Here is a 14,923-nt window from a genome sequence, read left to right as displayed (position 1 = left end):
AAATGGGTCTGTCTATGAGTGAAACATTATATTTTTACCAAAGGCCTCACATTATTCCAATAACAATACCAAATCTTCAGAATTTACCATAGTGCCAGCTTTTAAAACAATTTGTTTTATAGTGGCTTTTTCTACAGCAGTAATGGTCGTTTCCATTTTCATAGCTTCAATAATGAACAAAGGTTGATTTTTTACAACTTGCTCCCCTTTTTTTACCAAAACTGTAGATAGTAAGCCTTGTAAAGGGGCACCTATGTGCTTCTCGTTGGTTTTATCAACCTTTATATGTTCAACCTTATCTACCTTTATAGCATTATTTTTAATTTCTACACTACGTCCTTGTCCATTTATTCTAAAATATACAGTAACCATACCATGAGTATTAGGCTCTCCTACAGATTCTAAAGTGATGAGTATGGTTTTTCCTTTGTCTAATGGTACTATAATATCTTCCCCTATATCCATGCCGTAAAAGAAATTTTTAGTAGGTAAATGCATTAGATTACCATATCTTAAATGTTTGTTATAGGCATCTGTAAATACTTTTGGATAAAGATTATAAGATAAAAAATCAGTAATATCAATGGGTCTGCCTAACCCTTTTTCAAATATTTTTTTGAATGATTTATAGTCTTCTTCTAGATCTATAGGCGGAATATGAGCATTTGGTCTATCTGAGTATGGCTTTTGATCTTTTAAAATTAATTTTTGAAGCTTTTTTGGGAAGCCTCCAACAGGTTGACCTAAATCTCCTTTAAAGAAACTTACAACAGATTGTGGGAACGAAATGGTATCACCTCGTTCTAATACATCTTCAATAGTTAAATTATTACTAACTAGATATTGAGCCATATCTCCAACAACTTTCGAGCTGGGAGTTACTTTTATGATGTCTCCGAAAAGCTGATTAACCTGACCATACATTTTTGTTATTTCATGAAAACGGTCTTCTAAACCTAAAGCTTGTGCTTGCGGTTTTAAATTAGAATATTGACCTCCGGGAATTTCATGTTTAAACACTTCTCCAGATCCAGCCTTTAAACCAGATTCGAAAGGATAATAATACTCTCTAACAGAACCCCAATAGTTCGAATAATCATTTAGAGAATCTATGTTTATTGAAGGTTCTCGTGCATCAAATCTTAACATTTCAACAATGGAGTTAAAGTTTGGTTGCGATGTTAATCCAGATAAACCGCCTAGAGCCACATCAACGACATCAACACCAGCTTCTACAGCTTTTAAATACGTGGCAGATTGAATAGATGAGGTGTCATGTGTATGTAAATGAATAGGAATATTTACTTCTTGTTTTAATGCTGAAATAAGTTCGAAAGCTGCATGAGGTTTTAATAAACCAGCCATATCTTTAATGGCTAAAATATGGGCGCCGGCATTTTCAATATCTTTGGCCAGACTTGTATAGTATTTTAGATTATATTTCGTGTTTTCGGGGTTTAAAATATCACCGGTGTAACAAATAGAACCTTCTGCCAGACCTTTTGTTTTTTTTCTTACATGTTCAATACAAGGAGCGATAGATTCCATCCAGTTAAGTGAATCGAAAATTCTAAAAATGTCAACGCCGTATTCCCAGGACTGTTCCACAAATTTTTCTATTAAATTGTCCGAATAAGCTTTGTAGCCAACGCCATTTGAGCCTCTAATTAACATTTGTAATAAAATATTTGGCATAGCCTTACGAAGCATTTGTAGGCGTTCCCAGGGATTTTCTTGTAAAAAACGCATGCATACATCAAAAGTAGCGCCACCCCAAACTTCCATGCTAAATATTTCCGGATGATTTTTTGCGTAACCTTCTGCAACTTTCATCATATCATAAGTACGCATTCGAGTTGCCAATAAACTTTGATGTGCATCACGCATTGTGGTATCTGTAAAATGAACTTTTTTTTCATTTTTCAACCATTCTGAAAACTTTTCTGGGCCTAATTTCGTTAGTAGATCTTTAGTGCCTTCAGGATAATTGGCCGTTATATCGAATTTTGGAATTTTAGGCTTTACAAATGTTTTTGATGCATCTAATTTTTTTACGTCTTCATTTCCATTTATAATGATATCACCTAAGTAAGTAATAAGTTTTGTAGCTCTATTTCGGGATACTTTAAAATTAAATAAATCTGGGTTAGATTTGATAAAATTAACAGTTACTTTTCCTTTTTTAAATGTATCGTGTTTTAGAATATTGATTAAAAAAGGAATGTTGGTCTTTACACCACGAATTCTAAATTCAGCTAAAGCACGTATTACTTTTCTGCTCGCTCCATCTAAAGTTCTACTGTTTGCAGTAACTTTAACTAGCATTGAGTCGAAAAAAGGAGAAATAGTCACCCCTTGGTATATGCTCCCGGCATCTAAACGGATGCCAAAACCAGAAGCACTTCGGTATGCTGAAATAGTTCCATAATCTGGTTTGAAATCGTTTTGAGGGTCTTCGGTAGTTATTCTACATTGTAAAGCATACCCCGTTATTTTTATAGCTTCCTGATTTGCGATTTTTATTTGCTGATCAGATAATTTATACCCGCCAGCGACAAACAATTGGGTTTTAACCAGATCAATGTTGGTAACCACCTCCGTTACGGTATGTTCTACTTGAATTCTGGGATTCACTTCAATAAAATAGATCGAATCATCTTCATCTACCAAAAACTCTACAGTACCAATGTTATTATAATCTACAGCTTTACAAATTTTAATGGCATAATCGTATAAAGCTTTTTTTGTTTCCTCTTTTAAACCATAAGAAGGTGCAAACTCTATGACTTTTTGATAGCGACGTTGCACAGAACAATCTCTTTCATATAAATGTACCGTATTGCCATGGTTGTCTGCAACTATTTGAATTTCGATATGTTTTGGATTTTCAACAAATTTTTCTAGAAATACAGTATCATCTCCAAAAGCATTTAAGGCTTCACGTTTACTTTCATTAAAAGCACCTTTTAACTCTTCTTCTTTTCTTATAACCCGCATACCTCTACCGCCACCGCCAGAAGCTGCTTTTAACATGACTGGATATCCAATTTTTTTAGCTTCGCTTAAAGCTATTTTTATATCGTTTAAAGGCTTAGCATTACTTTTAATAATGGGGATATTGTTGTCTACCGCCACTTTTTTGGCAGTAATTTTATCACCTAAAGATTTTAAAACGCTAATCTTTGGTCCAATGAAAATAATGTTATTATCCTTGCAGGCTTGTGCGAAATCCGCATTTTCAGAAAGAAAACCATAACCAGGATGAATAGCATCTGCACCATTTTCTAAGGCAATTTTTATAATAACATCTATGTTTAAGTATGGCTTTAATGGGGCATTGTCTTCACCTATTTGATAGGCTTCATCAGATTTGTGCCTATGAAGAGAATATCTATCTTCAAATGTGTAAATACCAATAGTTTTTACACCAATTTCTGCACATGCTCTAAAAATTCTTATAGCAATTTCGCCACGGTTGGCAACCAATACTTTTTCTATTTTCATTTATTAAAAAATTATAGTTACGAAAGGTTATAAACTTAATAAATTATTATGAATGATTGGTATTTTTTTTGCGACATTGTTAATTAAATCACATATTTACTGTTAATTGTATAATTTTGTTTTGTTTCAAGTTTTGGGAGTTTGAGATATTCAATTGTCAAACGCTTAGTTGTTGTATGAAGTCAATATAAAATTGATACTAAGAATTTTCAAGCGATTAATTTTATAAGCTTTTAAAAAAAATTACTTTTACCTAAAAAAAATACTTATGAGAATATTTGCTGTAGGAGACATTCATGGTGGTTTAAAAGCTTTAATTCAAGTATTAAACAAAATCGAAATTAAAGATAAGGATACGCTTGTTTTTATGGGTGATTATGTAGATGGTTGGAGTGAATCGGCTCAAGTCATTCAATTTTTAATAGAATTATCTCAAAAAATAAACTGTGTTTTTATAAAAGGTAATCACGATGTTTGGTGTGAGAATTGGTTAAAATCTGATGATGTGAACCCTATTTGGTACATGCATGGAGGAAAAGAGACCATTGAAAGTTATGCTCATTTTTCTGCAGATGAAAAAAAGAATCATTTAAGTTTTTTTGAAAACATGCCATTATACCACATTGATGATGAAAATCGTTTATTTGTTCACGCAGGTTTTACATCTATGCATGGCGTGGAAAAGGAAGTGTTTAAAGAAACGCTTTATTTTGATAGAACGCTATGGGAGATGGCTTTAACAAAGGACAGTAAGATAAGCGAAAACTCTGTTTTGTATCCTAATCGTTTAAAGCATTATAAAGAAATTTATATAGGACATACACCAACTACTAACTTTAAATCTGATATTCCAATGCGTGCTGCTAATGTTTGGAACATCGATACTGGTGCTGCATTCAAAGGAAAGTTGTCTGCAATGGATTTAAATTCAAAAGCTATTTTTCAAAGCGATAATTTGCCAGCTTTATACCCTAATGAAAAAGGGAGAAATAAAGATTAATATTCCTGCGGAGGCAGGAATCTCATAAATTGAAACTGAATAATTTTAAAGTAGATTCCTGCCTTCGAAGGGATGACAGAACAGTTAAACAAACAAAACCGATCTCAGATTATTCAACAAACATATTTTTTATAATAGCGATTTAGTTCGTTTGCATCAGCTCCCATCCACTTTTTTAGATGGATTCTCCAATAATAATATTGTAATCGCCATACACCATTAGTACAGTAGCATCTGGCAGAGGTTGTTAGCCATTTTTGAATAACAACAAATTGTTTACGATCATATAGTTTTGCAATTAAATCGTTGTCTTCGTAAATAGTGAAATCTTCATTAAACCCTCCTATGTCGTTAAAAAGTACTGTTGTTATAAATTGACTTTGGTCACCGCCTCGACAAGCTTTCCAAGGTAAACGAGTTAGTTGTCCAGCAAGTTTAAGCCATAAATGGTTGCTGTTGAACTTCATTCTAAAGCAACCAGCTTCATGGCCTTTTTTTACTTCGTTTATAATAAGAGCATCAAAATTTTTAGGAGGGAATGAATCGGCATGTAAAAAATAAAAAATATTACCAGTAGCATGTTTTGCTCCCAAATTCATCTGTTTAGCACGTCCTTTAGGAGCGCTAATACATTTTATTATGGTTTCGGCTTCGCTCGGTATAAACTCCGTCGAGAGATCTTTATTAGGTCTTGACTGCGCTCGGTCTAACACATATTTTGAAACGATTTCTAATGATCCATCAGTACTACCTCCATCGACAATAATTATTTCTGATATGTTTTCTTTCGATGAGTTGTCTAAAAGATGAGTAAGCAGGTTACCAATATGATCTGCTTCGTTTAACATGGGGATTATTATTGATATGCTATTCATTTAAATTCCAGTTATAGACTTTAAAATTCTTTTTTGCTTTATCAGAAATTGTGATTTCTGAATATTGATTAAGAAAATCGATTAATGTCCCTGTTTGTTTAAAATCTTTAGCAAACCATTGAAATATTTTTGACAGCCTAAGGCTGTTTTGAGATATATCATTCCTTTTTTTATCTGCTAAGAATACTTTAGTAGCATTGGTCAATTGATCGTCTATGCTTGATGGTGTAAAGGCTTCGTTTTGTAGTTTAGGACAAGAAAAAGAAGCGCAAACAATGGCAAAATGAATACGAGGCTCATCCATTTTTCGTAAAATTTGATGTTCAATTTCGTTTAAGTTATACCATTTTTTACCAAGTTTCCAGAAACGTTGATCCCATGGGTTTTTAATATCTTTAATGCTTTTAATAGGATAATGACGCAAGATTAAATCGATAGTCATAGCGTTATAGGCATTAATCCAATAGGCCAGTTTATCTTCCCTTGTCCATGAATCTTGTGGTATATGATTGCCTAAGTAAGTAATATAATTTGTTAATTCGTTTCGATTAGACTTAAAAGCTTTGTAGTCAACATGGCCTTTATTTGAAACATGTTTTTGCAGTAAAGTATTCCAGGACGAATGATTAGTTTTTGTCGACTCTATTTTTTTTGGTATTTCTTTTATCGCTTCGTCAATTTTTTTTTCTTCCGAAATTATAACGTCTTTTTTGAGGTTAATGACTTCATCAGTTTTTTCCGGTTCAGCTTGCTTAACATTTTTTGAAGTGTTTTTTCCAACATGTTTTGTGCTAGAACATGATAATAGAGTAATAACTGCTAATAAAATTATAATATAACGTGAACTCGATAAAAATTTCAATGGATAAATAGTGTTTGTTTTTCTGGAAAACAGTGTTTTGTCATGTCGACAGAGCGAAGTATGAGCGACGAGACATCTCATAAGGATGAGATTCCTCCTCGTTCCTCGTTCGGAATGACATAGTTTTTTTATTGAAATATTTAAATAACTGATTATCAGTTTGTAATATATTGAGTCTACGTTAATATACTTCATATAGAGCATTTTTTTGAACACTTAACAATTATGAAAAAGTTTCCAATAATTTAAATATTAGAGCACTTATAATAGCTGCTATTGGTAACGTAAGCAACCAAGATAATAGTATTTTACTTATCATTTTATAATCTGCCTTTTTCGTAACGGTTCCAATTCCAAAGATAGCCCCCACCGATACATGAGTAGTAGAAACTGGTAGTCCATGAATACTAGCAGTTGTTACTAATAATCCAGTTATTAAATTAGCGGTAAAACCTTGACCGGAATTCATAGGAGTGATTTTTCTACTCATTGTTACACCAACTTTTTTTGCGTTTATTAATCCACCAGCTGCCATAATAATTGCAACAATGATCATGCTCAGTTTAATATCTATAACATTAATTATTAATAGTAAACCTACGATTTTTGGTGTATCGTTTAAACCTCTAGCAAAACTTACTATGCCGGCACTTAAGTAATGTAAAGCATCTAAAACTTTTTGAGAACTTAATCCTAAAATCTCGCCGTCATAGGTGTCTACTTTGTTGTTAACGGTCGCCTCTATGGTTGTTTTAGTTTTTAAAGCCGCATGATCCATATTTAACGACGCAAGATCTGTAGTTTGTTTTTCGTGGATATGTAGATGTGTTTTTTTCGTTACACCCAATTTTTTTCTAAAAAACCTAAAAATAAGATACGCAATAAAACTAGCTACTGCAGCCATTAAAGGGCTCACGATTAAGGGCATTAGAAAAGTACCTCCTAATTTCTCGAAATTAAATTGAGAACCAACAGCCATGATGCCTGCTCCAAACAGCGCACCAACTAAACTATGTGTTGTGGAAATAGGCATGCCTATTTTTGTAGCAATAAAAACAGTTAAAGCAGCTCCAGAAGCAATTGAAATTGCAAATATGGGCATGGTTATCAATTCATTGGGTACTAAACCTTTTCCCGAAAAGTTTTTCACAAGTTCATTGGCTAAAAAAATAGCTGCTACAGATCCGGAAAAGGTGGTTATAGTAGCCCAATTAATGGCCTTCTTGTAGTTGGTGGTGCCACTGCCAAAAAGTGTGGCTACACCCTTAAAATTATCGTTTGCACCATTGCTATAAGCTAAGAAACAAGCAGAAAGAAATAAAAGTATTAAAATGGTCATATAATATTTTTTGTATTATATCTTTTGACGGTATTAAACAAAAGTTCTTACTGCAATTTGTGAATTTATATGTTAAAATGCGTCAAGATTATATATGCTTCTATTTTAATTCCATAATGATTATAATAGATCAAAGAATACATCAATAAATATTATAAGGATAATTTCATCAATTGTTTTTTCATATTTCCTTGACCCAAATTAAAAATAGTATTATTAGATTTTACTGTTCCTTCAGCTCTGAATAAAACATCAGAATCTGCATTAGAGAAAATTATTTTTGGAATAATAGTACCATCAGGTTTTACAATAATATTGTAAAAATTGGTTTTTGAGTTTCTCTTGTCTTGCTTCATTATGAGTCTGTCCTTATCTAGATTAATGAATCCATTCATTAAAAAATTTAATTGATTGTTCTGTAAAAAAGCATAATATGAAGAATCTTTTTTATTAGATTTAGATTTTATTTTTTCAGTTTTCTCGAGTTCGAATATATTATCCCAAATAAGTGTTCCTTTAGAATCTATTTTTGAAATTAGAATGTCATCGTAAACTTTATAACTTATGCTAAGAGGGTTATACGTTATAAAAGCTGTAAAACCTGCTGTAGCGAAAGAGGCAATAGGTATTCCAACGGGTACATATTGTTTTCTTATAGAATAAAACTGCCCTATTAAATAAGTGTTTTTATCTTGATCAATAAAAATATCTTTAATATCAATACTTCTGTTATTTTTAAAAAAGCCGATAAAATATTTTCTAGCATCTTCATTTATGAAATTTGAAAGTTTATTAGAAGTGATTTCTAACGTGTCCAGATTTACATTGTAATATGAAAACCCTTCAAAAGCTCCTTTTTTTTGCTTTGAAAATAAACCGCTAATAATATAATTTTCTTTAGATATTTTCACATTTATTAATTGATAAAGACCTTCTTGTATAGGTAAATTTAAATCTCGTGTTTTACCGTCCTTAAATTCTATTAACTGGTAATAATTACTACCTTCTTCATCTATTAAGCTATGTAGTATGTAAGTCTTGTTATTATAAAGACTAACATTTAGGAATGTTGTGTTTTTTCTATGAATGTTTTTGTCAGGATAAATTTTATGTGATGAAATAGGGTTTAAAACCGAATCAAAATATTCTAAATAAGTATAGGCCGTTTTATCATCAATGACAGGGAAATTTAATAAATAATCCTTATCGTGATTTACAGAAATAGAGTTATCATTTTTTAGAGCACTATAGAGCACTATAGAGCACTATAGAGCTCTCCATCTAAACTTTTACTTACATGGATAAGATTTTTTTTGATAAGTGTTTTTTCATCTAAATCGAATAGATCAAATCTTAAAGAAATACTTTTATTATCATGTTCTTTAATTAAAACATGAACTTTGTTGTTTTTAATAAAAACTTCTAAAATTTTTGTAGAGTTTTTTGTTTCAACAAACTGCCGTTCTAAAAAATTTAGCTTATTAAAAAATTCTATATTATAATCTCTTAAGGTACCATTTATTCTATGCGGTCTAATAGAAATAAAGTTTCCATTTTTATCACAAGTCGTAATTTCATTTTTGTCAATTAAGAATTGACGGTCTTTAATAATTTCTCCTTTATTGATGGTAAAATTTTGCGAAACAGATTTTAAACAAATAAATATAGATAAAATGAGAAGCGATTTAATTTTCATATTAAAGTTTTATGACGAACTGAAAATAAAAAATCCTATGAAATTATTTACAGAATTATAATAAATTATTTTTATTTAGAAAGAAAAAGCCAAAGCTCACTCGTTTTTTGAAAAGGGTTCTAAAAACTAAAATAGATATTGCTTTGGCTTTTTGGGGGCTTTCTGAAGTAATACCACTTCTGTTATAAATCCTTGATTTTAACGCTATCACCAATGAATTACTCTACTGTTGTAAAGCAATAGGCGGTAAATCATCTAACCTGTATATGGACTCGCCAGATTTACCTGTCTCACAAGGTCAGTTCTATTCTGTTGTTTATGAGTATTATAAGTTTTATGTTGGTTTTGTTATTGATAAGTACGAATTCTATCATTGTTTTTTAGATTAAGGAATACTTAATTAGCGAACAAAATTCGGAGATAAAACTTGTCTCAAAAGGATGAAAAATTGTCTCAGAGGGATTTATTGAGAACGGCTAATAAATGATGGATTTGTAAGAAAGGCACTTAAAATAACGAGGGTTAGATATAGGGCAATTTTGTAAAGGCGTGACTATGAGGTTCTTGACGTTATTAAAAACAAGTTAAGCGGTGTCGAACTAGTTCATTTGTTTTTTAGAAAAAGAATTCTAAAAGCACTTTAAAGATGAGTTCAATAAAAAAGAAGGGTGTCTAAGAAGTAAGTTCGATGTCATATTGAGCTTGTTGAAACCGATATTGATTATCAATAAGTTAAAGATATTTCGACAAGCTCAATATGACAAATCAAATTATAAAGACTTTTTACCCTCTTTTTTAGAAAAAATTAATTGAAAAGAGTTCTTCGGGGTTTTGCCTCGAGAATAATTCGTTTCAAGAAATTCTTTATTTAACAGCACCCTCCACCATCATAATGGTATGTGGATTCTGAAAAATAAATATCATCTCTATTTAAAGATTGTAATGCTGCCGCCGTTTTATCGCAAATGGCTAAAGGTTGATTTTTTAGTAATACATGTCCTGCTTTATCATCAAAATAATCTTCATCTCCATAGTAAATAGCTGCTTTACCAGTAAAGATACATGGGCCATCTGCCGGCATAGGGTCTTTTATTGCTGCAACCTCAATAGATTCTATATAAATTAACTCGTTAGTTGGATAATTTTTAGGATCTAGTATTCTATAGGGCTTTCTTGCTCTAATTTCGATAGTGCCAAAACCAGCATCTGTTAATGCTTTTACATATTCTGCAATTGGTAAACTGCCGCTTAAGCATAAAGCACGTAGCCTTTCGTCATTACGTAAGGTGTCATTCATAGGTTGCTCGCATGTTGGATCGCTCATGACTAATCTGCCATGAGGTTTTAAAACACGATACATTTCTGCGATAGCTTTTTTTAAATCCTCAGCTTTAAAAATATTAAATAAACAGTTTTGAGCCGCTACATCAATACTATTATCGTCTACAGGAAGATTCATAGCATCTCCTTTTTTAAGATCTACGAATTCACTTTTAAACCAATCGTTTTGGGTTTCAGCCTCAACAAAGTTTTTACGTGAAGCTTCTAACATTTCATCAACGACATCAACGCCTACGACACCTCCTTTTTGGCGATTAAAATAGGCGAATTGTAATAATTCCATGCCACCACCAACACCAACATAAAGCATCTTTGGGTTATTGGTTAAATCACGAGCATGAACGGTACTTCCACAACCATAGTTCATTTCCTGCATGATTTTTGGTATTTTTAATCCCGGTAATTCCCAAATAGGGTTTGTGGTACAGCATAACCCAACATCGGGTGTTAAAGCTGCTTCTTTATAAACATCGTGAGTGGTTTCTAAATAATTACTCATAATTATAGGGTCTTAATAAGTTCTTTAAACAAGGTTATCATATCTGGTTCTGCTTTTGTCGCATTTTCAATGATATCCGAGATGTTAACAGGTTCTAAGTTATCTGGGTCGCATTCATCTGTTAAAACTGACACGGCGGCTACTTTTAATTTTAAATGATTTGCCACAATAATTTCAGGTACTGTACTCATGCCAACAGCATCAGACCCGATAATTTTTAGCATACGATATTCTGCTTTTGTTTCTAATTGTGGTCCTACAACGCTGGCATAAACACCTTTATGTAGTTTAATATTGTTTGCTTTAGCAATACTTTCAAACTTTGAATTGATTTCGGCATCATAAGGAACGCTCATATCTGTAAAGCGTTCTCCTAATTTTTCAACCCCTTTAAATGCTAAAGGAGAGCTGCCTTGCAAATTAATATGATCATCAATAATCATTAATTCTCCTTTTTTAAAGTTTAAATTAATGGCCCCCGCTGCATTAGAAACCAATAATGTTTTGATGCCTAACTTTTCCATAATACGAACAGGGTAGGTGACATCTTGCAATGTGTAGCCTTCATATAAATGAAAACGTCCTTGCATGACCACCACTTTTTTACCAGCAAGTTCACCATAAATTAATTTCCCTTTATGAAACTCAACCGTTGCTGTTGGGAAGTTAGGAATATGATTATAACTAACTTCTTTTATAATGTCTATTTCGTTGATGAGTTGTCCTAACCCCGTGCCTAGTATAATACCAATTTCTGGAGTTTCAAAACCTTTGTCTTGTAGATATTTAGTGGTTTCGTTTATGTATTTGATCATTTTATATTTCTTGGAATTAATTTAAAAAAAATGCTATGTAATGTAATGAATTTATACGTTACCAATTAAAGATTTTACTTTTAATTGGAGCGCTTCATTATGCTGATAGAATGATGAGTTTTCTAAATCTTCGAAAGTATCAATATCATTTAATGCTTCTAGTAAGGTATAAGGTATTTTTTCTTGATTTAATTCTTTGAGTGTGACTTCCAATAAATGAGATTCACTCCAAGGCTTATCATTGAATATAGAATGATACATTTTTGTCATCCCAATTAAGTAGTAGCCACCATCAATAGCAGGTCCAAAAACAACGGCGCTACTATTTAGATTTTTTAGTCCATTTTCGATATGTTTAGAGCTGATATCGGGCAAATCGGAACCTATAAGCACAATGCGTTCGTAACCATCTTCAAATCCTTTTTTGAAAGCGTTTTTCATACGCTCACCTAAATTTTTGCCCTCTTGAATCGTTTTGTAATCGTTTTTCCATTTACCATCAATAACAACATCAGAAAAATAGATGCGTTTATCTGTTAGCATGTTTTCTGTTGCTAGCTCGGTAATTTTAACCAGTTCGCTGTAGACCTCAAAAGCACCTTGATTGCCAATGGTTTTGGCAAGTCTTGTTTTTACTTTGCCTAATTTTATATTTTTAACAAAAACAATAATAAGTTCTTTACTCATATACTTTTATGCCTTTTTTTGCCCATTTAGCCCATTCTTTAGAATAGGTATGAATACTATCCGTTACCTTCTCTACTGAATTATAAATAGGTAAATTATTATTTTTCCATTCAAAAATACCACCGTATAAATTTTCTACATTAGTATAGCCTGCTTTTTTGAGACTACTTGCAATGGAATCTGAACGTATTCCTAAGGAGCAGTAAACAACTATTTTGGTGTTTTTATTAGGAATTTTTTTTTGAATATTACTTATTTTAAATTCATCATACCCAACATGAATGGCATCTTTTAGATGACTTACTTTGTATTCGGGCCATTCTCTGGTATCTAGAAGTATGGGTTGCGTTGTTTGTTTTTTTAATTGTTTTACATAAATATACGGAACGCTTTCTTTATTGTATTCTTTTAATAAAGATTTAAGATTGTTTTGAGAAACCCCTGAAGCGACAAAGCTTATAAATATGTAAAAAAATACTTTGTTCATAATTAAGCTACAACACCTTGGCAGCTACTCCCCGCTCCAGCAGTACACCCATAACAGTGTTGGGAAATAACAATATTACGACCTTCAAGTAGTTCTTCGTTATATTCCGATATATGTTTTACTTTACTATTTACCGGTAATTCTAACATTTGATTGAAATCACAATCAAATAAATAACCGTCCCAGCTAACAGATAGTGTATTTGTACACATAACATTAGCAACAGCAGTTGGGTTATATGCTTCGACTAAAGAATACATGTAATCTTCATAATTTTCGGAAGCAATTAAGTAATCCAAAAACCTGCTAATAGGTAAATTTGTAATAGCAAATAAATTATGAAACTGAATATTAAAATCTTCTTTTAATGCTTTTTTAAAATCCTTTTCCATAGAGGCTTGATCTCCTGGTAAAAAAGCACCTGATGGATTGTAAACTAAATCTAATCGCAGACCACTACCCGGCATACCGTACCCGATAGCATTTAATTCCTGTAATGCTTTTATGGATTTGTCAAAAACACCATCCCCACGTTGTTTATCCGTTTTTCCGCGAGTCCAGTGAGGCATGGAAGATACAACATGCACATTGTGCTTTTTAAAGAATTCAGGTAAATCGTAATATTTTTTATTCGCTCTTATTATAGTTAGGTTAGAGCGCACAATAAAATCTTTAATACCAGCTTTGGCAGCTTCTTCTACAAACCATCTAAAATCAGGATTCATTTCTGGAGCACCTCCTGTTAAATCTAAGGTATGAGCGCCGGTGTTTTTAATAACATCCAAACATTGTAGCATGGTTTCTCTGGTCATAATTTCCTTTCGATCCGGACCGGCATCTACATGACAATGCTCACAAACCTGATTACACATATAGCCTACATTTATCTGAAGGATTTCTAATTTTTTAGCTTTTAAAGGGAATTGCTTTGTTTCAGAAATTTTACTTTTAAACGTAGGTAGTTCGCCATTTTGAAATATACCATTCGATAAAATTTCAAGTTGTCTATTGCTATTAGCTAAATCGCTTTCACGCTTATGTAGGGATTTTGTTGCCATATTTCGATTTAAGAATTACGAATTACGAATTACGAATTAATATGGATGTGAAATCAAAAATCGTAATTCTAATATCGTAAATCGTTCTACATTTCAAGTTTATTTACTTTATTCATCATTTGCACACCATGAACTAATGTTGCTCCACTTTTTATAGCGGCTCCAACATGAAGTGCTTCCATCATTTCTTCTTTAGTAATACCACGTTGTAATCCGTCTTTTGTATAGGCATCAATACAGTAAGGGCATTGCTCTGTATGAGAAACAGCTAATGCAATTAAAGATTTTTCACGAGCTGTGAGTGCGCCTTCTTCAAAAACTTTTCCGTAGTATTCAAAAAATTTATCACCTAGTTCTTGATTCCATTCACTTATTTTTCCAAACTTTTTAAGATCCGCTGGATCATAATATGTTTTTTGCATAAAATTTAATTTTTACTAAAGATAAAAATCTATTAAGGTTATGTCGAAAAATTTAAAAATACTTAACAAAAAAAGTTCAACTATTAGTTTTTGCCAAAATAATAGTTGAACAGTAAAATCTTAATTTGAAGTGGTTTAAGTTTTTTTGATTGAAGCGAAAAATAACAATTTTATTCTCAAATGAAGGCTTTTTTGAACTGCATAGCATCGCTACGGAGTAATAAAAAGACAAAATGTGGGGATAAAAGAGAATTTTGTAGCCAATTATAAAAAGTTTAAATCACTTCTTTACCTTAAATTGTAAAAAAAGAAATAAAACCTGTTGAGAATCAGGTTTT

13 protein-coding genes are annotated in these 14,923 nt (G+C 31.9%); 1 reads left to right on the top strand and 12 read right to left on the bottom strand.

What is annotated here, in order from left to right:
* Positions 1-51 precede the first annotated feature (51 nt).
* Positions 52-3,504, bottom strand: coding sequence for a pyruvate carboxylase (locus Q4Q47_RS04480; RefSeq protein ID WP_303305447.1), 3,453 nt, complete (start codon positions 3,502-3,504; stop codon positions 52-54).
* A gap of 268 nt (positions 3,505-3,772) precedes the next feature.
* Here Q4Q47_RS04480 and Q4Q47_RS04475 point away from each other — a divergent pair, with 268 nt between their 5' ends.
* Positions 3,773-4,504 carry a metallophosphoesterase family protein gene (locus Q4Q47_RS04475; RefSeq protein WP_303305446.1) on the top strand — a complete coding sequence of 244 codons (732 nt, stop codon included), beginning with the start codon at positions 3,773-3,775 and terminating at the stop codon, positions 4,502-4,504.
* Between the two features lie 113 nt (positions 4,505-4,617).
* Here Q4Q47_RS04475 and Q4Q47_RS04470 read toward each other — a convergent pair whose 3' ends face one another.
* The 11 genes from Q4Q47_RS04470 to Q4Q47_RS04420 form a co-directional block, all read right to left on the bottom strand.
* On the bottom strand, positions 4,618-5,379 hold the full coding sequence (locus tag Q4Q47_RS04470; RefSeq protein ID WP_303305445.1) for a TIGR04283 family arsenosugar biosynthesis glycosyltransferase: 762 nt from the start codon (positions 5,377-5,379) through the stop codon (positions 4,618-4,620).
* Positions 5,372-6,241 carry a DUF547 domain-containing protein gene (locus tag Q4Q47_RS04465; protein ID WP_303305444.1) on the bottom strand — a complete coding sequence of 290 codons (870 nt, stop codon included), beginning with the start codon at positions 6,239-6,241 and terminating at the stop codon, positions 5,372-5,374. Before Q4Q47_RS04465 ends, Q4Q47_RS04470 begins: the two co-directional genes overlap by 8 nt.
* A 223-nt stretch (positions 6,242-6,464) precedes the next feature.
* Complete coding sequence (locus Q4Q47_RS04460) at positions 6,465-7,580, bottom strand: inorganic phosphate transporter (RefSeq protein WP_303305443.1); 1,116 nt, start codon at positions 7,578-7,580, stop codon at positions 6,465-6,467.
* Positions 7,581-7,732: 152 nt separating this feature from the next.
* Entirely contained in the window at positions 7,733-8,836 is a 1,104-nt protein-coding gene (locus tag Q4Q47_RS04455; RefSeq protein WP_303305442.1) for a hypothetical protein, read from the bottom strand.
* The gene (locus tag Q4Q47_RS04450; protein ID WP_303305441.1) at positions 8,836-9,276 is read right to left on the bottom strand and encodes a hypothetical protein; all 441 of its coding nucleotides are present in this window, start codon (positions 9,274-9,276) and stop codon (positions 8,836-8,838) included. The genes Q4Q47_RS04455 and Q4Q47_RS04450 overlap by 1 nt, the downstream gene beginning before the upstream one ends.
* 868 nt (positions 9,277-10,144) lie before the next feature.
* A complete protein-coding gene (gene arsM, locus Q4Q47_RS04445; protein ID WP_303305440.1) occupies positions 10,145-11,116 on the bottom strand; it encodes an arsenosugar biosynthesis arsenite methyltransferase ArsM in 972 nt (323 codons plus the stop codon).
* A 2-nt stretch (positions 11,117-11,118) separates the two neighbouring features.
* On the bottom strand, positions 11,119-11,931 hold the full coding sequence (locus Q4Q47_RS04440) for a purine-nucleoside phosphorylase (RefSeq protein WP_303305439.1): 813 nt from the start codon (positions 11,929-11,931) through the stop codon (positions 11,119-11,121).
* A 51-nt stretch (positions 11,932-11,982) separates the two neighbouring features.
* Entirely contained in the window at positions 11,983-12,618 is a 636-nt protein-coding gene (locus Q4Q47_RS04435) for a TIGR04282 family arsenosugar biosynthesis glycosyltransferase (RefSeq protein WP_303305438.1), read from the bottom strand.
* Positions 12,611-13,105 carry a rhodanese-like domain-containing protein gene (locus Q4Q47_RS04430; RefSeq protein WP_303305437.1) on the bottom strand — a complete coding sequence of 165 codons (495 nt, stop codon included), beginning with the start codon at positions 13,103-13,105 and terminating at the stop codon, positions 12,611-12,613. The genes Q4Q47_RS04435 and Q4Q47_RS04430 overlap by 8 nt, the downstream gene beginning before the upstream one ends.
* Before the next feature lie 2 nt (positions 13,106-13,107).
* Positions 13,108-14,163 carry an arsenosugar biosynthesis radical SAM (seleno)protein ArsS gene (gene arsS / locus Q4Q47_RS04425; RefSeq protein WP_303305436.1) on the bottom strand — a complete coding sequence of 352 codons (1,056 nt, stop codon included), beginning with the start codon at positions 14,161-14,163 and terminating at the stop codon, positions 13,108-13,110.
* An 86-nt stretch (positions 14,164-14,249) separates the two neighbouring features.
* A complete protein-coding gene (locus tag Q4Q47_RS04420) occupies positions 14,250-14,585 on the bottom strand; it encodes an arsenosugar biosynthesis-associated peroxidase-like protein (RefSeq protein ID WP_169671662.1) in 336 nt (111 codons plus the stop codon).
* Positions 14,586-14,923: the final 338 nt, after the last annotated feature.

The organism is Flavivirga spongiicola, from assembly GCF_030540825.1.
In the GTDB taxonomy this organism is placed as follows: domain Bacteria; phylum Bacteroidota; class Bacteroidia; order Flavobacteriales; family Flavobacteriaceae; genus Flavivirga; species Flavivirga spongiicola.
This window is presented reverse-complemented; position numbering and strand designations above follow the sequence as displayed.